The 24,737-nt window shown below is 42.3% G+C and carries 25 protein-coding genes; 17 read left to right on the top strand and 8 right to left on the bottom strand.

Features of this window, described 5'->3' with window-relative positions; translation table 11 throughout:
* Nucleotides 1-87 precede the first annotated feature (87 nt).
* The 6 genes from lptM to B3143_RS07960 all read left to right on the top strand — a co-directional run bounded on the left by lptM (nucleotide 88) and on the right by B3143_RS07960 (nucleotide 4,660).
* Nucleotides 88-321, top strand: coding sequence for an LPS translocon maturation chaperone LptM (gene lptM, locus B3143_RS07985; RefSeq protein WP_004784687.1), 234 nt, complete (start codon nucleotides 88-90; stop codon nucleotides 319-321).
* 24 nt (nucleotides 322-345) lie between these two features.
* Nucleotides 346-1,590, top strand: a complete 1,245-nt coding sequence (gene lysA / locus B3143_RS07980) for a diaminopimelate decarboxylase (protein WP_004784686.1) — start codon at nucleotides 346-348, stop codon at nucleotides 1,588-1,590.
* 12 nt (nucleotides 1,591-1,602) lie between these two features.
* Complete coding sequence (gene dapF, locus B3143_RS07975) at nucleotides 1,603-2,448, top strand: diaminopimelate epimerase (protein WP_004784684.1); 846 nt, start codon at nucleotides 1,603-1,605, stop codon at nucleotides 2,446-2,448.
* Nucleotides 2,449-2,543: 95 nt separating this feature from the next.
* Nucleotides 2,544-3,161 (top strand): alpha/beta fold hydrolase, encoded by a 618-nt coding sequence (locus B3143_RS07970; protein WP_004784683.1) that lies wholly within the window; start codon nucleotides 2,544-2,546, stop codon nucleotides 3,159-3,161.
* Between the two features lie 26 nt (nucleotides 3,162-3,187).
* Nucleotides 3,188-4,078 (top strand): site-specific tyrosine recombinase/integron integrase, encoded by an 891-nt coding sequence (gene xerA / locus B3143_RS07965; protein WP_376745110.1) that lies wholly within the window; start codon nucleotides 3,188-3,190, stop codon nucleotides 4,076-4,078.
* A 207-nt stretch (nucleotides 4,079-4,285) separates the two neighbouring features.
* Nucleotides 4,286-4,660 (top strand): hypothetical protein, encoded by a 375-nt coding sequence (locus B3143_RS07960; RefSeq protein WP_004784679.1) that lies wholly within the window; start codon nucleotides 4,286-4,288, stop codon nucleotides 4,658-4,660.
* A 48-nt stretch (nucleotides 4,661-4,708) separates the two neighbouring features.
* Here B3143_RS07960 and B3143_RS07955 read toward each other — a convergent pair whose 3' ends face one another.
* Nucleotides 4,709-5,203 carry an Lrp/AsnC family transcriptional regulator gene (locus B3143_RS07955; RefSeq protein ID WP_004784677.1) on the bottom strand — a complete coding sequence of 165 codons (495 nt, stop codon included), beginning with the start codon at nucleotides 5,201-5,203 and terminating at the stop codon, nucleotides 4,709-4,711.
* A 112-nt stretch (nucleotides 5,204-5,315) separates the two neighbouring features.
* Between B3143_RS07955 and B3143_RS07950 the strand changes: the two genes are divergently transcribed.
* From B3143_RS07950 to B3143_RS07925, 6 genes are all read left to right on the top strand, one after another.
* The gene (locus B3143_RS07950) at nucleotides 5,316-5,921 is read left to right on the top strand and encodes a LysE family translocator (RefSeq protein ID WP_004784676.1); all 606 of its coding nucleotides are present in this window, start codon (nucleotides 5,316-5,318) and stop codon (nucleotides 5,919-5,921) included.
* A 513-nt stretch (nucleotides 5,922-6,434) separates the two neighbouring features.
* Nucleotides 6,435-7,187, top strand: a complete 753-nt coding sequence (locus tag B3143_RS07945; RefSeq protein WP_004784673.1) for an electron transfer flavoprotein subunit beta/FixA family protein — start codon at nucleotides 6,435-6,437, stop codon at nucleotides 7,185-7,187.
* A gap of 18 nt (nucleotides 7,188-7,205) precedes the next feature.
* Nucleotides 7,206-8,138: an electron transfer flavoprotein subunit alpha/FixB family protein gene (locus B3143_RS07940; RefSeq protein WP_004784671.1), complete on the top strand. Its 933-nt coding sequence runs from the start codon at nucleotides 7,206-7,208 to the stop codon at nucleotides 8,136-8,138.
* Between the two features lie 169 nt (nucleotides 8,139-8,307).
* The gene (locus tag B3143_RS07935; protein ID WP_004784669.1) at nucleotides 8,308-8,973 is read left to right on the top strand and encodes a hypothetical protein; all 666 of its coding nucleotides are present in this window, start codon (nucleotides 8,308-8,310) and stop codon (nucleotides 8,971-8,973) included.
* Nucleotides 8,974-9,229: 256 nt separating this feature from the next.
* On the top strand, nucleotides 9,230-12,193 hold the full coding sequence (gyrA, locus tag B3143_RS07930; protein ID WP_004784667.1) for a DNA gyrase subunit A: 2,964 nt from the start codon (nucleotides 9,230-9,232) through the stop codon (nucleotides 12,191-12,193).
* Between the two features lie 69 nt (nucleotides 12,194-12,262).
* Entirely contained in the window at nucleotides 12,263-12,682 is a 420-nt protein-coding gene (locus tag B3143_RS07925) for a hypothetical protein (RefSeq protein ID WP_004784665.1), read from the top strand.
* 33 nt (nucleotides 12,683-12,715) lie between these two features.
* On the opposite strand, the gene B3143_RS07920 is transcribed toward B3143_RS07925, so the two are convergent.
* Genes B3143_RS07920 through B3143_RS07905 form a run of 4 tightly spaced genes read right to left on the bottom strand, consistent with a single transcriptional unit; the run spans nucleotide 12,716 to nucleotide 17,519 of the window.
* Entirely contained in the window at nucleotides 12,716-13,807 is a 1,092-nt protein-coding gene (locus B3143_RS07920; RefSeq protein WP_286716581.1) for an ABC transporter permease, read from the bottom strand.
* On the bottom strand, nucleotides 13,804-14,946 hold the full coding sequence (locus tag B3143_RS07915) for an ABC transporter permease (RefSeq protein ID WP_004784659.1): 1,143 nt from the start codon (nucleotides 14,944-14,946) through the stop codon (nucleotides 13,804-13,806). Before B3143_RS07915 ends, B3143_RS07920 begins: the two co-directional genes overlap by 4 nt.
* Entirely contained in the window at nucleotides 14,947-16,026 is a 1,080-nt protein-coding gene (locus B3143_RS07910) for an HlyD family secretion protein (RefSeq protein ID WP_004784656.1), read from the bottom strand.
* Nucleotides 16,027-16,037: 11 nt separating this feature from the next.
* The gene (locus B3143_RS07905; protein WP_004784655.1) at nucleotides 16,038-17,519 is read right to left on the bottom strand and encodes a TolC family protein; all 1,482 of its coding nucleotides are present in this window, start codon (nucleotides 17,517-17,519) and stop codon (nucleotides 16,038-16,040) included.
* Nucleotides 17,520-17,877: 358 nt separating this feature from the next.
* Here B3143_RS07905 and serC point away from each other — a divergent pair, with 358 nt between their 5' ends.
* On the top strand, nucleotides 17,878-18,960 hold the full coding sequence (serC, locus tag B3143_RS07900) for a 3-phosphoserine/phosphohydroxythreonine transaminase (RefSeq protein WP_004784653.1): 1,083 nt from the start codon (nucleotides 17,878-17,880) through the stop codon (nucleotides 18,958-18,960).
* Nucleotides 18,961-19,017: 57 nt separating this feature from the next.
* Here the strand turns inward: serC and B3143_RS07895 are convergent, their stop codons facing one another.
* On the bottom strand, nucleotides 19,018-19,158 hold the full coding sequence (locus B3143_RS07895; protein WP_004784652.1) for a hypothetical protein: 141 nt from the start codon (nucleotides 19,156-19,158) through the stop codon (nucleotides 19,018-19,020).
* A 401-nt stretch (nucleotides 19,159-19,559) separates the two neighbouring features.
* Complete coding sequence (locus B3143_RS07890; RefSeq protein ID WP_004784650.1) at nucleotides 19,560-20,492, bottom strand: hypothetical protein; 933 nt, start codon at nucleotides 20,490-20,492, stop codon at nucleotides 19,560-19,562.
* Nucleotides 20,493-20,740: 248 nt separating this feature from the next.
* On the opposite strand from B3143_RS07890, the gene B3143_RS07885 reads away from it, so the two are divergent.
* Nucleotides 20,741-21,226 carry a YaiI/YqxD family protein gene (locus B3143_RS07885; protein ID WP_004784649.1) on the top strand — a complete coding sequence of 162 codons (486 nt, stop codon included), beginning with the start codon at nucleotides 20,741-20,743 and terminating at the stop codon, nucleotides 21,224-21,226.
* Between the two features lie 15 nt (nucleotides 21,227-21,241).
* Nucleotides 21,242-22,135 (top strand): DMT family transporter, encoded by an 894-nt coding sequence (locus B3143_RS07880; protein ID WP_004784646.1) that lies wholly within the window; start codon nucleotides 21,242-21,244, stop codon nucleotides 22,133-22,135.
* Nucleotides 22,136-22,155: 20 nt separating this feature from the next.
* On the opposite strand, the gene B3143_RS07875 is transcribed toward B3143_RS07880, so the two are convergent.
* The gene (locus tag B3143_RS07875) at nucleotides 22,156-22,719 is read right to left on the bottom strand and encodes a PilZ domain-containing protein (RefSeq protein ID WP_004784643.1); all 564 of its coding nucleotides are present in this window, start codon (nucleotides 22,717-22,719) and stop codon (nucleotides 22,156-22,158) included.
* A gap of 26 nt (nucleotides 22,720-22,745) precedes the next feature.
* On the opposite strand from B3143_RS07875, the gene B3143_RS07870 reads away from it, so the two are divergent.
* Complete coding sequence (locus B3143_RS07870) at nucleotides 22,746-23,981, top strand: lipoprotein-releasing ABC transporter permease subunit (protein WP_004784642.1); 1,236 nt, start codon at nucleotides 22,746-22,748, stop codon at nucleotides 23,979-23,981.
* Nucleotides 23,974-24,657: a lipoprotein-releasing ABC transporter ATP-binding protein LolD gene (gene lolD, locus B3143_RS07865; RefSeq protein ID WP_004784640.1), complete on the top strand. Its 684-nt coding sequence runs from the start codon at nucleotides 23,974-23,976 to the stop codon at nucleotides 24,655-24,657. Before B3143_RS07870 ends, lolD begins: the two co-directional genes overlap by 8 nt.
* Nucleotides 24,658-24,737 lie beyond the last annotated feature (80 nt).

The following is a 24,737-nucleotide window of genomic DNA, read 5'->3' as shown; positions in this document are numbered from 1 at the left end:
GTCTGAATATACTCTCTAGCGTTTAGCGCTTTGGTCATGCGGATGATCGCGTTATACTTCATCGAAAATACTCATATAGGTGGTCAGATGCGTCAGATCATTTGCTACATCAGTTTAATTACAGTCGGTTTTGCCTTGGTCGGTTGTGGGCAGTCGGGAGCTTTACATCTTCCCAATGATCCAAACTACGATAAACGTGCCAAGTATTTACTCTATAAAAATACTGAATCTGCACCGCAAGTATCAGATGAACAACAGGATGCGCCAGTCAAGCAGCAGTTTGAAGCGCTCGCTGAATCCGATTCAACACCATCTCCTTAAGACTTTCAGAGAAAGGATACATTCATGAGTTTCACCCGCATTAATGGGGTATTGCATGCTGAGCAATGTTCACTGCAACAGCTCGCAGAGCAATTTGGCACACCACTTTATGTTTATTCAAAAGCAACTTTTGAAAAGCATTATCTGGATATGGACCGTGCTTTTAGCTTTATCGATCATCAAATCTGTTTTGCGGTAAAGTCAAACTCTAATCTTGCGGTATTGAATGTATTAGCCAAGCAGGGTGCTGGTTTTGATATCGTGACTGGTGGTGAACTGGCTCGTGTATTGAAAGCCGGTGGTGAACCTTCAAAAATCGTATTCTCAGGTCTGGGTAAATCAGAAGCAGATATTAAAAAGGCATTGGAAGTAGGCATCGCCTGTTTTAATGTCGAGTCATATGCCGAACTGGACCGTATTCAGAAAGTAGCGGCTGAACTTAATGTTAAAGCGCCAATTTCACTACGTGTGAATCCGGATGTCGATGCCAAAACCCATCCATATATTTCAACAGGCTTAAAAGAAAACAAATTTGGTATTCCATCAGATAGCGTATTTGATACCTATGCTTATGCAGCATCATTGCCAAATCTTGAAGTGGTCGGGATTGACTGTCATATCGGTTCGCAGTTGACTGAAACTCAACCTTTTGTTGATGCGCTGGATCGTGTCATTGTTATGATCGACAAGCTGAAAGACATGGGCATCAACTTGAAACACATCGATATCGGTGGTGGTCTAGGTGTGACATATAAAGATGAAACACCGCCATCGGTTGAAGAATATGCCAATGCCATGCGTCCGGCTTTAGAAAAACTGGGCCTGAAAGTTTATATGGAGCCGGGTCGTAGTATCTCTGCCAATGCAGGTGTTTTACTGACCAAAGTGGATCTACTGAAACCAACCAATCACCGTAACTTTGCCATCATTGATGCCGCGATGAATGACCTGATTCGTCCAGCTTTATATGAAGCATGGATGGATATTCAATCCGTGACACCGCATACGGATATGGAAACAAAAGAATGGGATGTGGTGGGCGCAATCTGTGAAACTGGCGATTTTCTGGGTAAGGAACGTGAGCTTGCCATTAAAGAAAATGATGTGCTGGCAGTACTGGGTGCTGGTGCATATGGTTTCGTAATGAGTTCGAACTATAACAGCCGTGGCCGTGCTGCTGAAGTGATGGTGGATGGTGATCAGGCTCATCTGATTCGTGAGCGTGAAACGGTTGAATCACTTTGGGAACGTGAGCGTTTATTGCCTTAAGGAGACTGAGTAATGTTGCTTGAATTTACCAAGATGCATGGTCTGGGCAATGACTTTATGGTGGTAGACCTGATTAGCCAGCGTGCTTATCTGGATACTCTCACTATTCAGCGCTTGGCAAATCGTAACTTTGGTGTGGGTTTTGACCAGCTCTTGATTGTTGAACCGCCTGATATTCCAAGTGCAGATTTTAAATACCGTATTTTTAATGCGGATGGTTCTGAGGTTGAGCAGTGCGGCAATGGTGTACGCTGTTTTGCCCGTTTCGTGCATGAACGTCAATTGACCACTAAAACCAAAATCAAGGTACAGACCAAAGCTGGAATCGTGGAACCTGAACTCGGTGCCAATGGCTGGGTGCGAGTGAATATGGGTTATCCAAAATTCCTGCCTCAGGAAATTCCATTTGTGGCAGAAGAACCGGAAAATCTGTATGACATCGATCTGGCGGGTGGAGAGAAGCTGACGATTGATGTGGTCAATATGGGGAATCCACATGCAGTGACGATTGTTCCGGATGTATTGACTGCCGATGTGGCTAAGATTGGTCCACAGGTGGAATCCCATGTGCGTTTCCCGGCACGCGTTAATGCTGGATTTATGCAGATCATTGATGAAAAGCATGCTCGTTTACGTGTTTATGAGCGTGGTGTAGGCGAAACACTGGCTTGTGGTACAGGTGCCTGTGCTGCAGCAGTGTCTGGTATGCGCCGTGGTTTGTTATCTAGCAAGGTCGAAATTGAACTTGCGGGTGGTAAATTGCAGATTGAATGGAAAGAAGGTGATGTGGTCTGGATGACAGGTCCAACCGCCAATGTTTATGAAGGTCGACTGGACTTGCGCTACTTCCAGGGTTAATCTCAACATTTATTTCTCTAAAAAGCACCGCACATAGTACGGTGCTTTTTTATGATAGGATGAATTCCATATTTAATTGATATCACAACACTGCTATGAATCAGCTTGTGTTTTTACCGGGTGCATCAGGCAGCCGAGACTTTTGGCAACCCTTGTTGGCTCATTTAAAAACAGATCAATCTACAAAAATATTGGCATATCCGGGCTTCGATGGGGTAGAACCAGATTCGACTATTCAAAATCTTCATGATCTGCAGGAATTCATCACAGAGCAGATTGAAGATGATTCAATTCTGGTTGCTCAATCTATGGGTGGAGTATTGGCAGTTGCAATTGCACTGCATCATCCACAGAAAGTCAAAGGACTGGTTTTATTGGCAACTTCAGGTGGTCTGGATCTATCCCAGTTCGGTTATGGTGACTGGCGGATAGATTATCGCGAGCAGTTTAAAGATGTTCCTGACTGGTTTTTACAAGATCAAACAATATTTAGCCTGAAACAGTTAAGCAATCTTGAGATTCCAGTTCTACTGATCTGGGGTGACCAAGACGCTTTAAGTACCGTTCAGGTGGGGCAATGCTTAAAGCAAAATTTTAAACATGCAAATTTGCATGTAATTCAAGGCGGGGAACATTTCTTTGCGGCGACTCATCCAGTACAGACCGCAGAACTGATTGAAGCCTGGCTGGAGTCAATTGAATGGAGCAAGTAAAGCTTTCTGCAAAAGACTTGCTCGAAATCTGGCTCAAAGAACGTGAGATCCAGAATCAGTCTAAACATACCTTGCAGGCCTATGAACGTGATGTGGCTGATTTTCTGGAATTCTGCGCAGTACAACAACTTGCACTCAATGATGTGGAAGCCACAGATTTACGTCAATTTCTGGCTGAAAAAGTCGAGCAGCACGGATTAAGTTCGAGTAGCTTGCAGCGGATGCTCTCTTCGATTCGCCAGTTCATGAAATGGGCAGAGCAGGCGCAGTATCTGGCGTTTAATCCGGCTGATGATTTTCAGTTGAAACGTCAGTCACGTCCTTTACCGGGTATGGTCGATATTGAAACTGTGAACCAGATTCTGGACCAGCCTGCTCCAGAAACCGAAGCGCAGCAACAAATGTGGTTGAGAGATAAGGCAATTCTGGAATTACTCTATTCCAGTGGTTTACGTTTGGCAGAAATTCAGAGCTTAAGAATCAAGGATGTTGATTTTAATCGTCAGCTCCTCCGTATTACCGGTAAAGGCAATAAAACCCGGGTGGTGCCTTTTGGTTCAAGAGCCAAAGATAGTCTGATGGAATGGCTAAAAATTTATCCGCTCTGGAATGGCGATTTTGTACCTGACGCGAATGTATTTATCACCCAAAAAGGCAATCCGCTCGGTGCACGGCAAATTGAAAACCGGGTCAAGTTTCAGGCACAGCGTGCAGGGGTTAATGTTGACCTGCATCCGCATTTGTTACGGCATTGTTTTGCCAGCCATATGCTGTCGAATAGTGGTGATCTTCGTGCCGTTCAGGAAATGTTGGGGCATAGCAATTTGAGTACTACACAAATTTATACTCATATTGATTTTGATCGACTTGCGCAGATTTATGATCAGGCGCATCCGCGGGCACAGCATAAAGAATAGGAAAAATTTAAAGTTTTCTTCCGCTTGTCGGATGATTAGGATTCATGGCATAAAACTGTCATGTATCATGCTCAAAATATGACTTGAACAGACTGTTTGAAAGATATTTCACTATTGTCTTATTTTTCAAATGGCTGTTTTCGGATATAAGTATAAATAGTAATCAATTTTTAAAAGAAAATCAGCGATCTCGATACTGGAATTTTTATGGACACAGCAATTATCCCGGATATACAACAAAAGTATGCGCAGTTAAGCCCAGCCCAAAAAGATATGTTTGCGGGTTATGGTTTACGCCAGATTAAACATTTTGTTGAGATTAGCTTGCCCACCATTGAAGCCGTTTTGCCTGAAGGCGCAATCGTGCAGGGGATTAATGCAGAAGGGAAAATGCAGGCTTATAATCCTGAGGCAGACCAGTATTATCTATGGATTTCTGATCTGCAATGGCAGACCACGCAGCGAGCCAGTCAAGCTGTTGACCTGAAAGAAGATGCGCTCGAAATCTGGAATATTTTCGATCTGAAGTCTTATGAACTGATTGAACTGAGTCATGTACATCGTGACTTTTTGCAAGTTTAATAAATATGAAGGATGACCAAGGTCATCCTTTTTTATTGCTAAAATATTTTATAAGTCATCCAGCGGTAACTGAAAACTTTGCTTGATGATCTGGCTGGGTAAATCTGTTTTGACACTGGTAATGCCATTTTTCTTGGTCAAATGTGTGGACTGAAATTGGCGGTAACTTTCCAGATCAGGCACTACAACTTTTAACATCGCATCACATTCGCCTAGAATGATATAACACTCCATCACTTGCGGTAGTTCCTTCATTGCTTCAATAAAGGTATCAATCGTCTCTGCATCCTGACCCACCAGCCAAATCCGTGAAAACAGAATCAACTGAAAACCGATTTTCTGTGAATCGACAATGGTGGTGTAATTCTGGATCACGCCCGCATCTTCAAGCAACTTTACCCGGCGCAGACAGGAAGAAGGGGATAGTCCAATTTCACGTGCCAGATCGTTGTTCTGAATACGACCATTGGCTTGCAAGTGATGAATGATATTTTTATCAATTCGATCAAGTTTTACTCGCACAGACTTGGAAGATATTTTCATAAATTAGAATATAATTCGAAAAATAATACTTATTATAAAATAAATTGAAAGCCTATTTTGTAAAAATTCGCAGATACTAATTCCACTTTCCGAAGATTTAAAGGAAAAGGAAATGTCTGTATTTGCACTTTTTGCACTAACCGTGCTTCCCCTGATTTTTACACCTGGACCAGATATGCTGTTTATCCTGTCTCAAGTGATGGGTAAAGATGCAAAAGCAGGCATGATGGCAACCATCGGGATCTGTTCAGGCTATCTGGTACATTCCATTTTCGTAGCAATAGGAATCGCAGCGATTATCGTGTCTTTTCCGGTATTGTTTGAAGCGATTCGCTGGTTGGGTATTGCTTATTTGCTCTATCTGGCTTGTAGTCTGTTGAAATCAGTATTTAGTAAAAACTCAATGAAAATTGAGAAAAAATCTGCTGCTAATCCAGTGAAAAAAGGCTTCTTTACGGCCTTACTCAATCCTAAAGGCATGCTGATCTATTTTGCGATCTTGCCGCAGTTTATTGATAAAAGCGGAAATACAGTGAGCCAAGGCTTAATTCTCTCTTTTATTTTTATCGGCATGATTTTCATTGTTTATTGTGCTCTCAGCATTCTGTTCAGCAGAATTACCCGCAATACACAAATTGATGAACGTAAACAGAAATGGGTTGATGGCACCTCAGGTGGTTTACTTGCCCTTGCTGCAAGCTGGTTAATTATTAATTAAGCAATGGTGTATTTTAAAAAAGCATACTGCTCCCAGTATGCTTTTTTTATATTTATAGATTGATGACAACCCAATTTTTAGACTTGCCCAGCAAAATAAAGCGGAGTAAATTGAGCAGATATGCAGAATAAATCCTGACTAATTTCGCTTTATGTCCAAACTGACCAAAGCGGTCATTTTTAAATATAAGTCATTTTCCACAAATCTAAGGACAGATTTGTACATTTAATAAGCAGAAATCAAAAGTTCTGATGTGTTTCATCAAATAAAAACATAATAAAAATCAAAGGTTAAATTTTATTAAATATTAATAAAATTCATTGTAATAAATCGATACGGATTAATTGTGAACGCATCGTTCAAGGAAAATTACGCATTTTTACAGCTCTTTGTTGAATTGTGACTTGACCGAAATGCCGTGCACATTGCAAGATAGGGCACCTAAAAAATTTAAGTGAAGAGTTATTATAACTTTTCTCAACATTTACATTTGCTAAAACAGCCGAGGATTACATGAAGGCTCTTGTTGCTGTAAAACGTGTGGTTGATGCCAACGTTAAGGTTCGCGTTAAGCCGGACAACAGTGGTGTTGACTTAACAAACGTTAAAATGTCAATTAACCCATTCTGTGAAATCGCGGTGGAAGAAGCGGTTCGTTTAAAAGAAAAAGGAACTGTTTCAGAAATCGTTGTTGTTTCTATTGGTCCTAAAGAAGCTCAAGAACAAATCCGTTCTGCAATGGCGCTTGGTGCTGACCGCGGTATTCTGGTTGAAGCTGATGACAGCCAATTAGGTGCGCTAGAAGTTGCTAAAATTCTAAAAGGTGTTGTTGAAGCTGAACAACCACAATTGATCCTTCTTGGTAAACAAGCAATTGATGACGACTCTAACCAGGTTGGCCAGATGCTTGGTGCACTTCTAGGTGCAGGTCAAGGTACATTCGCTTCAGAAGTTAAAGTTGAAGGCGACAAAGTACAAGTGACTCGTGAAGTCGACGGTGGTCTACAAACTGTTGAATTATCACTTCCAGCGATCGTAACTACTGACTTACGTTTGAACGAGCCACGTTATGCAGCTCTTCCAAACATCATGAAAGCGCGTAAAAAACCGCTTGATACTAAGTCACCTGCAGATTTCGGTGTAACTACTACAACTAAACTGAAAACAGTAAAAGTTGAATCTCCTGCAGAGCGTAAAGCTGGCGTACAAGTGAAGTCTGTAGACGAACTTGTAGAAAAATTGAAAAACGAAGCGAAAGTGATCTAATACAGAAGGATAAAAATCATGAGTATTTTAGTAATCGCTGAGCACGACAACAAAGCACTTAACGCTGCTACTTTAAACGTTGTTGCTGCGGCGCAAAAAATCGGTGGTGATATCACTGTATTGGTTGCTGGTTCTGGCGCTCAAGCAGTTGCTGATCAGGCAGCTAAAGTTGCGGGTGTAAGCAAAGTTTTACTTGCTGACGACGCTGCTTATGCAAACCAACTGGCTGAAAACGTAGCAAAACTGGTTGCAGAATTAGGTAAAGGCTACAACCATATCCTTGCTGCTTCTACTACAACTGGCAAAAACATTCTGCCACGCGCTGCTGCACTTCTTGATGTCAGCATGATCACAGACATCATCGCTGTTGATTCTGCAAATACATTCAAGCGTCCGATCTATGCAGGTAACGCGATTGCAACTGTTGAGTCTTCTGAATCAGTAATCGTTGCAACTGTTCGTGGTACTGCATTTGATGCGGTTGCTGCTGAAGGTGGTTCTGCTGCGGTTGAAGCTGCTGCTTCTACTGGTGATGCTGGTATTTCTAAGTTCATTAATGAAGAAATCGTTAAATCTGAACGTCCTGAATTGACAGCTGCTCGTATCGTGGTTTCTGGTGGTCGTGGTGTAGGTTCTGGTGAGAACTACCACAAAATCCTTGATCCACTAGCTGACAAACTTGGCGCTGCTCAAGGTGCTTCACGTGCTGCAGTTGATGCTGGTTTCGTTCCTAACGATATGCAGGTTGGTCAAACTGGTAAGATCGTTGCACCTGACCTGTACATCGCTGTAGGTATCTCTGGTGCGATCCAGCACTTGGCAGGTATGAAAGAATCTAAAGTGATCGTTGCGATCAACAAAGATGAAGAAGCTCCAATTAATGCAGTAGCAGACTACTGGTTAGTAGGTGACCTGAACACTGTAATTCCTGAATTGGTTTCTAAAATCTAATTTCTGAATCAGTTTCAAAAAAACGCTCCTTTAGGAGCGTTTTTCTTTTTTTTAATCTAAATAATTAATCTAACTAACAAGTCGTCCATTTCTGACTCGAAATTTTGGCTATTGTATATTTTGTGTTAATATTAAGCTTTTATTAAGCTTGCCATTTGGCGGAGTGTTCGTGAAATTTGATTTTCAGTTACCAGTCAGTATTTTGGTAATGATGATCTGCTGTTTGATTTTCCCTTTTCTCCCGAGTCTGCACCTTCCTTTGTTAGGAGGTATGACGGTTACAGCAGTTGAGTCAATTCAAGCATTAATGTTGTTTGGTTTTGCCGTATTTAGTTTTTTCTATATCCGTCCATTTGAATTAAGTAAAGGTCAAAAACAATTTTGGCTCTGGTCAGTTGCATGGTGGATTATGCTGTTTGGTAGAAGTACCAGCTGGGGACGTGACTATTTCCCGGAAGTGCCAAAAATCTATTTCCGTGGTATTTCGGTTCTTGTGATTGCACCCGTGGTGTTTATGCTGTTTTTAGCACCTTTGCGTCAAGAAATTGCTTATAAGTTTAAGCATGTATCACTTCCAATTTGGGCACTCATATTAGCTTTCATTGGCTTGCTGATGTCTGATGGCATTGAACATAATCGGTTTTTTATTCATTTTATTTTTACAGATTTTATCTATAAAGATTTGATGGAAGAACTATACGAATTTCCGCTTATTATCGGCTTATTCCTGGTCGCTTATCCATTAATGAAGCAAGATTGTACTGTGACAAAATCAACTAGTCAGGTCATAGCTGAAGATGATTTGTCCGATATAGATTCTAAACTTCATATTTAAGTGACTTGCTTTTTTAAAGAAAAAAATGAACCTCTGCAAGCAGAGGTTTTTTAATATCAAAATATTGTGAAGTGATTAAAATTTCTACTAAAAATCCTGTGGATAGTTGGGGCTGAAACAGGTAAATTTAGCCTAGATTATGCTATACTGTACGACTAAATTTTAATATTGGTTCAGCTTTTTTTGAGCCGATTTATAGCTGGATTTACGACATATAAATGCAAGCCAAATTTGGCTTGTAGAATAAGGAGTATGCATGAGCGTATCGGAAATTAGACCGATTGCCATTGAGGATGAACTCAAGCACTCGTATTTAGACTATGCAATGAGCGTGATTGTTTCACGTGCCTTGCCGGATGTACGAGATGGTCTAAAACCTGTTCATCGTCGTGTGCTTTTCGCAATGCACGAATTGGGCAATGACTACAACAAAGCTTACAAGAAGTCTGCCCGTGTTGTAGGTGATGTCATCGGTAAATATCACCCACATGGTGATTCTGCTGTTTATGAAACCATTGTCCGTATGGCTCAGGACTTTAGTCTGCGCTACCAATTGGTTGATGGTCAAGGGAACTTTGGTTCGATCGATGGCGATAGCGCTGCGGCAATGCGTTATACCGAAGTTCGTATGCGTAAGCTGACCCATGAATTATTGGCTGATCTGGAAAAAGATACAGTTGACTGGGAAGATAACTACGACGGTTCTGAGCGTATTCCGCAAGTCATGCCAACCCGTATTCCAAACCTGTTGGTGAATGGTGCGGCTGGTATTGCAGTCGGTATGGCGACCAATATGGCGCCACACAACATGACTGAAGTAGTGAATGCATGTCTGGCTTATGCAGATAATCCGAATATCAGCATCGAAGGATTGATGGAATATATTTCCGGTCCAGATTTCCCGACAGGTGGCATTATTTACGGTAAGTCAGGCATCGTGGATGCCTATCGCACCGGTAAAGGCCGTTTACATATTCGTGGTAAATATCACTTTGAAGAAGATGCTAAATCTGGCCGTACTACGATTGTCTTCACGGAAATTCCTTATCAGGTTAACAAAGCGAAAACGATTGAACGTATTGCCGAGCTGGTCAAAGAGAAAAAACTTGAAGGTATTTCTGAACTCCGTGATGAATCGGACAAGGAAGGGATGCGTATTGCGATTGACCTGAAGCGTGGTGAAAATGCTGAAGTCATCGTCAATAACCTGTTCCAGAATACACAGTTAGAAAATTCTTTCAGCATCAATATGGTGTGTCTGGACAACGGCCAGCCGAAGTTGATGAACCTGAAAGACATCATTGCGGCATTCATCCGTCATCGTCAAGAAGTCGTGACACGTCGTACCATGTACGAACTGCGCAAAGCACGTGAACGTGGTCATATTTTAGAAGGTTTAACCGTTGCTCTGGCAAATATTGATGCCATCATCGAAACCATCAAAACTTCTGCCAACCCGGCTGAAGCGCGTGAGCGTTTACAGGCAGGTGAGTGGGCAGCAGGCGGTGTGGCAGCCTTGCTCGAAAAAGCAGGTGCTGTTTCTGTACGTCCGGACGAAATTGAAGGTGAAGATCCAGAGCGTCCATTTGGTATTGATGGCGATGTGTATCGTTTATCTCCGACTCAAGTTAACGCGATCATGGAACTGCGTTTGCACCGCTTGACCGGTCTTGAGCAGGATAAACTGCAAGCTGAATACTCTGAAATCTTGGGTCAAATTGCTGAATACACAGCCATTTTAAATGACTTCAACTTATTGATGAACGTCATTAAAGAAGAGCTAGCATTGATTCTTCAGCAATATGGCGATGCACGTAAAACAGATATCGTTGAGTCTCGTATCGACTTCTCTCGTGAAGATCTGATTCCTGAAGAGCAAATGGTTCTTACGGTTTCAAAAACAGGCTATGCGAAAACTCAACCATTATCTGACTATGCTGCTCAGCGTCGTGGTGGTCGTGGTAAGTCTGCAACCAGCATGAAAGAAGATGATTACATTCAGCATATGGTGGTGACGTCGAATCATGCCACTGTGCTTTGCTTCACCAATGTCGGTAAGGTTTATCGTCTGAAAGTTTATGAAGTGCCACAAGCTTCGCGTGGTGCTAAAGGTCGCCCAATGGTGAACTTGTTGCCATTGGATGACAATGAAACCATTACTGCTATCTTGCCAGTAATTGATGCACCGAAGAAATTCAAAGAACGTCTGGCTGACTTCAAAGCATTCGTGAAGACCAATGCTGCTCAGCTTCAAACCAATGAAGTGATTAACAGTCACTTTGCTGCATTAGAATCTGCACTTGCTGAATCTGAAGATGGTGCAGATGATATTTCTGATGCACTGCGTGTTCAGTTGAAAGAATTGGGCTTAGCGCTTTCAACCACTGATCTTGATGATGACATCATCAATGACTTTGCTCAGCAGGCTGAAGCTGTTCGTAAGAACTTCTATGTGTTTATGGCGACTGAGTACGGCACGATTAAACGTGTAGAACTGGAACAATTCTCGAATGTTCGTTCAAACGGTTTACGTGCGATTGAACTGAATGGCGATGACACCTTAATTGGTGTTGCGATTACTGATGGTGAACAACAAATCATGTTGTTCTCGAACGAAGGTAAAGCAATTCGTTTCGCAGAGACTGACGTACGTTCAATGGGTCGTTCAGCCAAAGGTGTACGCGGTATGCGCGTGACCATCGGTGCTTCTCAAGTTGAAGATGTCGAAGATGTAGATGTTGAATCTGATGATGAAGATGCAACTGAAGCTAACTTCATTAGTCGTATCGTATCTCTAGTGGTTGTACCTGAAACCGGTGAAGTGCTGTGTGCTTCTGCAAATGGTTATGGTAAACGTACCCCAGTGGATGACTTCCCAACCAAGAAACGTGGCGGTAAGGGTGTGATTGCTATCAAGACCTCAGAGCGTAATGGCGAACTGGTCGGTGCAGTTGCGATTGACGCATCTAAAGAACTGATGCTAATTTCTGATGGTGGCACACTGGTTCGTACCCGTGCTTCTGAAGTGGCACAGACTGGTCGTAATGCACAAGGTGTTCGTCTGATCCGTCTGGCTGAAGATGAAAAACTGGTCGGTGTAGAAGCGATTGAAGCAGTTGAAGATGAGTTGGAAATATTGGAAAATACTGAATCTGCAGCTGATGATGTAACTGATGCACAAGAAGCTGAAAAAGATGATGACAATACAGTAGAGGAATAAGTTCTGCTACTGATGAAAAAGGGCGCTTCGGCGTCCTTTTTTACACATCGACTAAATGAGAGATAAATAATGAAGACCAGATTGATGCTTTTGACCGCAGCTATTGCACTTAGCGGCTGTAATAATGCAATGGACAGTATGCCCGATCCGAGCCCTGGGCAGGAAAAGGCTGCGCAAGTAGCTTATGAAGATTTGCGTGATGGAAAATATGACGAGTTTTTAGCTCAGCTTGAGCCGAAGTTGCAGGCAGAGTTTCAAAACAATGAAAAAATCATGAAGCGTTTTTCACGATCAATTCCGCAAGGTGAATATAAGTCCAAGACTATCATGAGAAAGAGCTTCGAGGAAAATAACGGCAAACCGAGTGAATACAAGGTCAGCTATGAAATTGCCTATCCAAAAAACCTGGTTCAGTATGATGTGAGTTTTGACCAGCCGAATGGCAGTACTAAAATCCGCAACTTTAATATTCAGGTATTTGGTGAATAATTTTCAATGCGAATAGCCTGAGTAAATCCGGATTTAAGAACGTGGGCGTAGCCGATAATAGCCTAAGCTCATACAGATGATGCTGATCACCAATAGATAAGCAAGCTTTCCTAGAACCATATAAGTAGGCACCCCCATCTGATTGAGTTGAATAAACATCTGCACGATTTGGGTCGAAGGTAAGGCTTGCCCAATGAGTTGGACCCAGACTGGCATGGCAGCATGCGGCCAGGCGACTCCTGAAAGCATAAAGAGCGGAATCGAAGTAAAAACAATGATATGACCGGCGCGTTCTGGCATGTCCAGAAAGCTGGCAAACAAGGTAGTAATCCCAATCATGCAGAATACAAAGATGGGTACAGCGAGCAGCATGCCCCAAAAATTTCCGCCACGGGGATAATCAAAATACCAGAAAGTAAAACCAAACAGGTAATAACAGCCCAAACATCCAATGGTCAGAATCGCCAAACTGATTCCGAATAAGGTGGTTAAATTAATCCTCTGTCTACTTTCCCGATACAGCGCAATCAGCATACTGAGGCCAAGAAAGATCGTCTGATGAATGATCAACGGTGCAACAGCGGGAAACACATAGCTACCATAGCCAGAGAGTGTATTAAATAATGGAATCTGGTGAATGGAGAGTGCAGGAGAGAAGTGTGAAATCTCGCTAAAGCGTTCCGCATATTCGCTTAAGGTATTTTCTACTGAAGAGACCAAGCCCAAACCAATCTGTTTGGTAATTAAAAAGTTAGCAGCACTTAAATACAGCCCAATCCCGCCATTTTCACCGTGCCGGATAGATTGTGAAAGATTATCTGGTAATAATAAAATCCCATCGGCTTTTTGAGTTTCCATCCAGTGTTTAGCTTCAGCAAAATTTCCAGTCACCGCCTTGATTTGTACATTAGGGCTTTGGCTGACATGACTGATAATGGTATTGGTTAAAGCACTTTGCTCTTCGTCAACAATAATAATCGGCAAGGCTTCTGCCTGTTCTGCCTTATATGCGGTCGGATAGAAAAAGCTGTAAAACAGAACTGATAAAATCAGCGTGGTAAAAATACTGGTATTGCTAATAATGTCTTTGAAAGTTTGGCAATAAGCTTTCCAAAGTGATTTCATGCTGACACTCCTTTGGCTGTTTTTTTGAGAAAGACATAGGCCAGTACAGCATAAAGCAAGACATAAATGATGAGTACGAATATCGGTTGCAGTGAAAGATAGAGCGGACTGCCAATCACCCACTGCTCCGCCTGTAATTTGGCATAGGGTGTATAAGGAATAATATTGGACCAGAACTGGGTGAATAGTGGAGCATTATTAAGAGGTAAAGTTACCCCAGCAAAACTGAGCGATGAACCACCATAAACTGCTAGTAGACCAAAAGATTTGGTTAGGTCCTGAGTAGCCAGAACCACAGCACTACTGATAAAGGCATAGGCACTATAGAACAGTATTTGAGCCAGAAGAATTAGCCATAATGACCCGGCAATAAACCAGCCGCGAATTTCGACCAGCCAAAACATCCAAGCCCAGGTCCATAAACAAAAGATTGCTACATAAACCAGATTTTTAGACAGCAGTGCCGACCACAAGTTTTGTTGGGCAATCCAATGACTAACAGTATGCCGTTTAATTTCCTGACCCACAGCAAAAGCCACACAGCAACATAACAGCAAGTGCAAAATTGCCGGCACCATATAAGGCTCCAGATAAAATTCATAATTCAGCTGTGGGTTATACAATGGGGAAATTTTAATATTCGGTGTAGGTGCATCCAGATAGGGGAGCGTGTTGCCTAGATACTGCTTACCGGTAAACTCAGCCAGAGCCTGCAAGGTGCTAAGTAGCATAGCCGAAGAAATGGTATTACCGATACTAAAATAACTCTGATTAAAAGCAATACTAATTTCAGCATCCTGAGCTTTGACCAGTCGTTGCTCGGCTCCGGTAGGAATATGAATATAGCCCCAGATTTTATTTTCGTTTAATAATTTTTCGATTTCGACCGTTTGATCAGAAACGGTATGCACGTGTAGGGTATGATTCAAAGATAAATGATCATAAATCTTGCTGCTCAGGCTACTTTGATCCTGATCAATAATGGCGATTGGTAGATGATCCGGTTTGCCTTTGGCAAACATGCTACCAAGTAAAATCAGAATACAGGCAGGGGCGAGCAGGACTAGAGCCAGATCCCATTTCTCTCTGCATAAATAGCGTATTTCACGCTGAATACCCGCCCAGAATCCAGAAGCCATTTATTTTGGCTCTTTCAATTTAAACAGCACGCTCATGCCGACTTTTAACTCAGGCATTTCAGTGACTGGCACAAGATGAAATTTAAAACTGCGGACATCATAACCGCCGGTTTGGCGCGTGGTTTTAATGGTGGCAAATTCACCTTCAGCACTAATATTTTTTACTTTAAAAGTGGCTGATTGATTCAGTGCCGGAATAAAACCTTCAAGCTGTTGCTGTTTACCTAAAGCGGCATATTGGTCTTCACGAATATTCAGGCTAATCCAGCGTTCTGCCGAGATCAGGCTGACCACTGGCACTGCGGTTGCCACCAGTTCAGTGGCATTGCCATAGGTTTTGGAGACGGTACCATCAATCGGTGCCAATAATTCAGTTTCTGCTTCTAGTGCATTGGCTTCAGCGACTGCTGCACGGGCTATATCGACCTGAGCATCTGCAGAACTTTTCTGTTCTGGTGTACTGCCGCGTTTAGCCCGGGCATATTGTTGATACGCAGCTTCTGTCATTTGCGACGCAGATTGTGAAGCTGCAAACAGTTCATCTCGGCGCTGGCGGGAAATAACGCCTTCCTTAAATAGATTGGCTCCACGTTGATAGGAAGTCTTAGCGAGTTGCTCCTGTGCTTTTAGTGACTGCCAGTTGGCATACAGAGAAGCGATATTTTCTTCCTGAGAACCACGTTCTGCGGTGGACTGAAGTGCTAATGCAGACTGTAAAGTAGCTAAAGCCTGCTGCTTTTTCGCCTCAATTTCAGGACTATGCAATTTCACCAGCGCCTGGCCTTTCTTGACGTCATCGCCTTCCTGCACATAAATCTTTTCAATCCGGCTTGGAACTTTAGTGGCCACTTGAACCGTCTCTGCCTCAACCCGGCCTTGTAGCTCGATTTCTTTGGGTTGATAGGTTTTCCATAGGCCAAACCCAATCAAAGCAAGAATCACTGGAATTAAAGCTAAAAGCAGATATTTTTTGCGCGATTTTTTTTCTGTGCTTGCAGGATTATCTGGCTCTGATTCACTGTAATTGATTTCTGAAGCCGGTTCATCAACAGGATGTTCTGGCTTTTGCTCATCTGTCATGTCTGGCTCCATTAACGAATATAGTGGGTGTTGGCGTGTTGCATATAGTTTGGAAATTCAACAATTGAGCCATGGCTCTGTAATAAGGTCGCGAGAGATACTACATATTTATAAGCGTTTAATGCCATTTCTGCCTTTAAACTGCTGAGCATGTTTTGGGCATCGATGACCTGAGTGGCTGTCCCGACATCTTCCTTAAAGGATAATTCCTGAATACGCAGATTTTCCTGAGCTGCTTTCAGATTCTGCTGAAGTAGAGCATCACTTTGCTGGGCGCTGACTGCTTCACTAAATGATTTATAAATCAGGTTTTCAATCTCCTGCTGGGTACGCGCCGTCATGAGTTCAGCGGCATAGCGTTTTAGTTCAGCAGCCTGAATATTCTTGTTTTTATCAATACCTGAGAACAGATTATAACGTGCTGCAACCCCTACAATCCAGTTTTGATGTTGATCCAGACTATATTCACCAAACGCAAAAACATTTGGCTTTTTAGCGGCCTGCTGAGCTTTGACATTGGCTTTGGCCAGCTCGGTATCCATCTGCATTTTTTTGATCAGAGGAGAGTTCTGGCTAAAACTGCTGAGCAGAATATTCACATTTTGTGGTTCAGCACGATTCACAAACAAAGGTGTGCTTAGCTCGGTGATATTGCTATCCAGCAACAGGTTATTCAGCTGAAATAGGGCAGCATTCAGATTGGCTTGGGCATTTTGTTGTGCGCGTTCAGCATTATTGCGTGCTACTTCAAACTGCATGCGCTGGCCTTTGCTAATAAAACCCTGCTGTTCCAGTTTTAGGGCATTACGATAATGTTGTTGCATGGCATTTGAATTAAAAAGTGCCGAATCCAGTAACTGTTTTTGTAGTTGAACATTAAAGTAAGACTGAATCAGCTCAAAACGCTGCGTATCCTGTTGCTGCTGATTGCTAAGTTTGCTACGTCCTGACTGAATATTGGCAATTTCTTTGGCACTACGGGTGAGGCCTCCGGTATATAGTGGCATCATCACGGAAACAGTGGGACGAATCACCTGATCTTCAAGGACTACATTAGACGTATCCGGAATCAGACCTACTCCGCTATGAATAGTATTGTTGAGTCCTTCCCGCAGTGGATCGGTAATACCTGCGGGTAGATCCACACCATTACTGGCTTCCCACTCATTAAGCCGGCCATTTACACCTTGAGAGAGTGAATTTTCCAGATTATTTTTAAACTGCTTTAATGGAATATCGACTTTACTATGAAAGGCATAGGCACGAACATTCAGGTCAACACGAGGTAGGCCAATACCTTTAACCGCTTCTGCTTCAAGTTTTGACGCTTGCTCCAGACTTTGAAAAGCCTGGCTACTATAGGAACGTTGCAACAATTGTTGTTCTGCATCCTGAAAGCTGATGCTTTGTGCATAAGCAAAACTGCCATACATCATGGATGCAAGCACAGTCAGACCCCAGCAGACACATTGTTTATTTTTCTTCATATTCATAAAGTGGTAATGTAAAAGTCACATTAATTCAGTCTAAGCTGCATTATAAATCAAGTGCTTGCAGTGCAGGGATGGGTTAAGTTGTAGTATTGTTGTAATTCGAAGCGATTTACTTCTCCAGTTTCAAGTTGATAGTTCTAAGCATTGAATGAGATTGAATATTTTTACCTAGGCAATTTCTCATAAATGAAATCACAAGGTTAGGGTAAAAAATCAAAGGTATTCAAATTATCCTCCGAATCTAGATTGGTTTTTTGACTCTATCTTCATTCTTGGATAGAAATAATTTTGTGCAAGCGGCGTCCAGATATGGTTAAATGCCATCATTTTATTGTGTTTCACTCTGAAAGGAAAAATCATGCGCGCGTACAACTTCTGTGCTGGTCCTGCTGCATTACCTACTGCCGTACTTGAAAAGGCTCAAGCTGAAATGCTTGACTGGCAGGGCAAAGGTCTTTCGATCATGGAAATGAGCCACCGTAGTGCAGACTATGTTGCAGTTGCGGAAAAGGCAGAAGCAGACCTTCGCAAGCTCATGAATATTCCTGAGAACTATAAAGTACTGTTCTTGCAGGGTGGCGCATCTTTGCAATTCTCGGCAATTCCATTGAACCTGCTGGGTAAAAACAACAAAGCTGACTATATCCGTACCGGTATCTGGTCTGAAAAAGCATTGAAAGAAGCTAAACGCTATGGCGACATCAATGTGGTTGAAGCAGGCATTAAAACTGAAGATGGTAAATTGGCGATTGCTGATCAAAGCACTTGGAATCTTTCTGATGATGCCGCTTATGTGCATTATGCAGATAATGAAACCATTGGCGGTCTGCAATTTGCCCATGTGCCAGAAACTGATAAGCCACTTGTATGTGATTTCTCTTCAAGCATTTTGTCTGCACCGATTGATGTTTCTAAATTCGGTCTGATCTATGCCGGTGCACAAAAGAATATTGGCCCTGCAGGTTTGACACTGGTCATTATTCGTGAAGATTTGCTTGATCAGTCAAAACCTGAAATTCCAAGCATCCTGAAATATGCAGATCAAGCGAAAAACGGTTCGATGGTCAACACACCATCAACTTATGCGTGGTATTTATCTGGTTTGGTATTCGAATGGTTACTGGAACAGGGCGGTGTAGAAGCGATTCACAAAGTGAACCTGCAAAAAGCTGAATTGCTCTATGGCTATATCGATTCTAGCGACTTCTATGCAAATCCGATTGCCAAAGAAAACCGTTCAATCATGAATGTTCCATTTACTCTGGCAAATCCTGAACTTGAAAAACAGTTCCTGCAAGACGCAAAAGAAAACCATTTACTTAACCTTGCCGGCCACCGTTCAGTAGGTGGTATGCGTGCCAGCATTTACAATGCCGTACCGTTAGAAGGTGTACAGGCATTGGTAAACTTCATGGATGACTTTGCTAAACGCAATGCTTAATCCTTGAGAATTAAAAAACCCGGCAATTGGCCGGGTTTTTTTATCATTTAATTCGGGTTAAAAAACAAAGTTATGTAAGATATAGCCGCAAATGAGCATACCCAATACGAAAAATAGGCATGACATCATATCAAGCTGATAACGCGAGCCAAGATGATGCTCAACCTGCTGTAAATTTTCTTCTTGAACGATTTTCATAGATATTTATTATCCGATCTATTTATCGTAAATGATTATTTGTTGATCGTATTTTTACCATAAAAAATTGATTAAATAAAGTACATTCTTAACTAAACTTCATAAAGTATTAATTTTATTTAAATAACTGGCCTCAATATATTCAGAAAAATAGGACTATTATATTAAGTCATTATTTTTATGATGTTTTTAATATGATTATTCAGTTGAAGATAACATTGAAAATGAATTTGTTTGAATTTAAATCTGTGGATAAATCTATTTTCAATGAATTCAAAATCCATTAATTCTGATTTTAATTTTGGATAAAAAATAATCAGAATTGAAAGAATATCGCAGTAAAATAAATAAAAAACAGGAGGCTCATATAAAAATATGAGCCTCCGATCTGGATATTCAGCTTAAGCTGCTTTTCGATAGATATTGGCCTGAATCCACAGATTGCCCCGAATATATTGACCAATCTGGAAATCTTTATGCTTGTCATTGCGGGTGGCTACACGGATCAAGGTAGCCGGCTGGCCTTCATCATGAATCAGGGTGACATCATACAGCGTGTAGTCTTGATCCATAAACTGCATTGAAGTTTTACCGACAATATTGCCCTGAAACCAGGCTTCATCTTCCTGACCCATGGTCTCACCATACAGATAAGCGACCATTTTGGAGAAATCGACCGTTACCGGTTCTTTGTCTTCTTCAGATTTCGGCTCCCAGGCATCGATCTGTTCCTGTAAGTTATCTGGTGCAACACCATTATTTTCCGCAAGAATTGCATTCAGGGCACGGTGATGTTTGATAGAGGCAGGATCATCCACGACTAAATGTTCATGATCAGTCACCACTTCCAGTTCATAAGCCCAGGCATTTAAGTTGACGATATAAGACTGGTCTTTTTCATAATGCGACCGGTTGACGCTGTACAGCGTATCAAAGGCATAGATGATATTGTTGGCACCCAGATTGAGACGCAACACAGCTTGGGTATCGGATTTACAAGAAATAATCCGGTCAATCGTGGCTTTTACCTGGTAGGGGCTGTCAAAGCCTGGGAATGCAGTTTTCACAGCCTGCGGCTTGTTATTTTCTACGGCAATCACTTGGCTTAATTGTACCGCAGCTTTGCTCGGTCCCTGAATCAGCCAGGTGGTTTCATCCATATCGCATTCTTGTGTACACAGGCCCATCGGCATTACAGGTGCATCAAGGGCTTTGCCTAACCATTGGGGAACATCTGTGCCTGGGTTTTCAGTAAGCAAGGTCCAATGTTCGACATGACTACCGAAATTCTGATCATCAATAGTGATGATCTCTGGGCTATTCTGTTTTTTCATATGCACAATTGATCTTGGATGACTTATTTATAGTTAATCGAGGGTCATTTCGATTTTTCAAGTCACTCGAATGAATTTAAAAATTAAAATGCAAATCATGTGAAGTCAAATTTTTTTAGATTGTGGATAGCTGACTCATTTAATACGGCTGAGTTGAGTATTTAAATACCAGGATATTCAGAGAAAGAGCAGTTTTAAGCATCAACCTGCATCCTCTGATTTGCTACACTAGTCCAAATTTCTCCCTTATGGAAAGATGTGTGTTGCCATTCAAACTTTGGGTCGATGCAGATGCATTACCTCGTATTCTGAAAGATGTGATTATTCGTGCCTCCGATCGTTATCAGCTTGAAGTCACTTTTGTGGCCAATCAACCGGTAGGAATTACCCCGTCGATTCGCATCAATTCTATTCAGGTCATGAGCGGGGCAGATGCGGCAGATCAGGAAATTATCGATCGTATGAAAGAGCATGACATTGTGGTGACGCAGGATATTCCTTTGGCTGCTCAAGTCATCGAGAAAGGCGGTATAGCGATTCACCCGCGTGGTGAAATCTATACAGTGGCCAATGTCAAAGCACGTCTGCATTTACGTGATTTTATGGATACCTTGCGTGGTGCTGGTGTACAAACCGGGGGTCCACCGCCGATTTCTGAACGTGATAAGCGTGAGTTTTCCAGCTCTCTAGATCAAACCATTCAAAAACAGAAACGTAAAACTGCGATTAAATAAAGAACGAGATCAAGTATGCCCCCAAAAAGTAACCTGATGTTGACCTATGCCTTGCTGGTTTTCATCTGGTCCACCACACCACTGGCGATTGTCTGGAGTGTGGAAGATTTGCATCCGATGTGGGCATTGGCGATCCGGTTTTTTCTAGCACTTCCTTTAGCCTTAGTATTGCTGTGGTTATTTAAAACCAGATTACCGCTTGATCGTGTTTCCCTACATAGTTACTTGGCGGGTGCATGCAGTTTTATCGGCTCGCAAATTTTTACTTACTGGTCTACGGATTATTTAAGTTCTGGCATCATTGCCTTAATGTTCGGCTTGGCACCCCTCATTTCAGGCCTGATTGGGCGTTTTGTTTTTCAGATGCAGCTTTCGCTGAATCAATGGCTGGGGATGGGAATCGCTTTAACTGGACTTTCGGTGATCTGTCTAGGCGATGCAGATCAGCATATACAGCCAATTGGAATCGTGATCGCTCTGGTTGGGGTGTTAGTTTATTGCGTATCCATGTTCTGGGTGAAGAAAATCAATGCACCTATTGATCCTATGGCACAGGCGGCCGGTTCGATTGGTTTGTCAGTCGTTTTCTCTATCGGTATGTTGCCATTTATCTGGCAATACGCACCCACTGCTATGCCACATGCCAAGTCCTTATTTGGTCTGGTGTATGCGGTAATTATGGCTTCGCTGATTGCGATGTTCTGTTATTTCAAACTGGTACAGAAAATTAAGCCAACCACCTTATCTTTAACTACAGTTCTGACACCGATGCTGGCCTTGCTGGTAGGCGTATTATTGAATAATGAAAAATTGCCGCTTATTGCTTTGGTGGGTGTAGTAATTTTATTGTTCGGCTTAGTGGTATATTTCGCTAAAGAAATTAAGGCGAGCTATAAAGCCCGCCTTTAATAAAAAGATAGATGCCAGTCTTAAGCAAAGCTGGCTTTCACACATTCGCCCAGTTTGACGCGATCCTGAGGGTGCAGGGTAATAAAATAAGCGCCCGTACGATATTTTCCGTTTTCTTCTGCACGACTGTAGGCCACCTGAGCGGTTGCAGCGATGTGGAAGAAGTTTTCTGGGTGACTTAAAGTCACATGCAGATAGGTTCCTTCACTAATCGGCTGATCACTCAAGAAGCTAAAACCAGTCTCTGAAAAATTCACATGTTCCGGTACAGGTAACATGCTTTGTACAATTGCGTCATACAAAGAACCGGTAATAAGGTTTAATTTTTGGTTGAATAAGGATAAGATTCGAGCAATTTGTTGATCTTTTTCAGATAATTGTTCTAATTCGTAGTTAACAGCATGATCAAATTGATCTAGCTCTGCAAGTAGTAGAAAATAGCGGGGCAATACGAAATTAGCATCGTAAGGATCATTCAAGGCAACATCATCGGAAATAATCTGATAATTGATTCGTAAAGCAGCATCGATTCGAGACATGACTCGTCTTTCAGTGAATCCGTTTGGATGCTGTACATTTTCCATAATTTATTACCTCGGACTAGATGGTTATGTTCAAACCAATCTCGCTGTATATAGGGTTGAAATATACTCGCGCACGGCGTAGTAACCACTTCATTTCTTTTATCGCATTGGTCTCAATGATCGGTCTCACGCTCGGTGTAGCAGTCCTCATTACAGTTTTGTCTGTCATGAATGGTTTTGACCGAGAGTTGAAAAATCGCGTCTTGGGGATGGTTCCTCAAGCCACTGTTTCTTCAACGCAAATTCTAACAAATTGGCCTGAACTTGCAAAGCAGATTGAGCGGCATGAACACGTTCAAGGTGTGGCTCCGTTTACCCAGTTACAAGGGATGCTCACGGCTCAAGGGCAAGTTGCCGGAATTATGGTCAGCGGGATTGAACCAAAGTATGAGAAGAAAGTTTCGATCATTCAGAACCATATGGTCGAGGGTAGTATTGATAACCTGAAAAAAGGTGAATTTGGGATTGTTTTAGGCAAACAGATGGCGGATGCCATGGGCGTAGGCTTGAACGATAACATTACCTTGGTTCTGCCTGAAGCGACGCCTTCACCAGCGGGTGTCGTACCCCGTTTTAAACGCTTTAAAGTGGTCGGGATCTTCAGTATTGGTGCAGAAGTTGATTCGATGATGGGCTATATTGCTCTGAATGATGCTTCAACCTTGTTACGTCTGCCAGATGGTGCACAAGGCGTACGTATGAAGCTGGATGACATTTTTGCTGCTCCTCAGGTTTCTCAGGAAATTGTGCGTGATTTACCGGGTAACTTCTATGCCTCTGACTGGACTTATACCCACGGTAATCTGTTCAGTGCAATCCAGATGGAAAAAGCGATGGTCAGCTTATTACTATTCCTGATTGTTCTGGTTGCAGCATTTAATATCGTATCTTCGCTGGTGATGGTGGTCACAGATAAAAAATCCGACATCGCAATTTTACGTACTTTGGGTGCTTCACCTACCACGATTACCCGAATCTTTATGGTTCAAGGTACTGTGATTGGCGTAATCGGTACCTGTGCGGGCGCCATCCTCGGGATTATTGCCGCCACTAGCATCAGTAGTTTTATTGGCTGGTTAAACAATTCACTTGGCCTGAATATGTTCGATGCTTACTTCATCAACTACCTACCTTCTTATCTGCGCTGGCAGGATGTGGTTGTGATTGTAGGCCTGTCACTTGCCTTAAGTTTCCTGGCAACTATTTATCCAGCATTCCGAGCTGCTAAAATTCAACCGGCGGAGGCATTGCGTTATGAGTAATCTGGTTTTAGATGCCCAAAATATCGAGAAATCTTTTACAGATGGAAAATCTACGGTTGATGTGATCAAAGGGATTTCATTACAGGTAACGGCCGGGGAATTTGTTTCTATTGTCGGTTCAAGTGGTTCCGGTAAAAGTACCTTATTGCATATTCTCGGAGGGTTGGATCGTCCTTCTGCTGGACAGGTGATGGTCAATGGTCGCCGTTTTGACAATTTATCTGAAGCAGACCGTGGCTATGTCCGTAATGAAAATTTGGGCTTTGTATATCAATTCCACCATTTATTGCCAGAGTTTACTGCGCTGGAAAATGTCGCGATGCCATTGATGCTGCGTAAAAGCGTCAAGTTTAAAGAAGCCAAACAGCAGGCAGAATACTTGCTGGAACGTGTTGGATTAACGCATCGTTTAACCCATCAACCTGGTGAACTCTCTGGTGGTGAGCGTCAGCGTGTAGCGCTTGCACGTGCTGTAGTCACCAAGCCGAAGTTAATGATGGCAGATGAGCCAACAGGTAACCTGGATCGTAAAACAGCCGATAAAATCTTTGAGTTGCTGACTGAATTACGTAGTGAATTCAATATGGCTATGCTGATCGTGACCCATGATGAACAATTGGCACATTCGGCAGACCGGATTCTACATATGCGTGATGGTCTATGGATGAATGACTAATTGCAGGAATAATCTTCTTTAATTGAAGCTCACTCCGGTGGGCTTTATTATTGCCTGCACATAATAGATCTCTTGCGAAA

This window comes from Acinetobacter sp. UBA1496, from assembly GCF_002324975.1.
In the GTDB taxonomy this organism is placed as follows: Bacteria; Pseudomonadota; Gammaproteobacteria; order Pseudomonadales; family Moraxellaceae; genus Acinetobacter; species Acinetobacter variabilis.
This window is presented reverse-complemented; position numbering and strand designations above follow the sequence as displayed.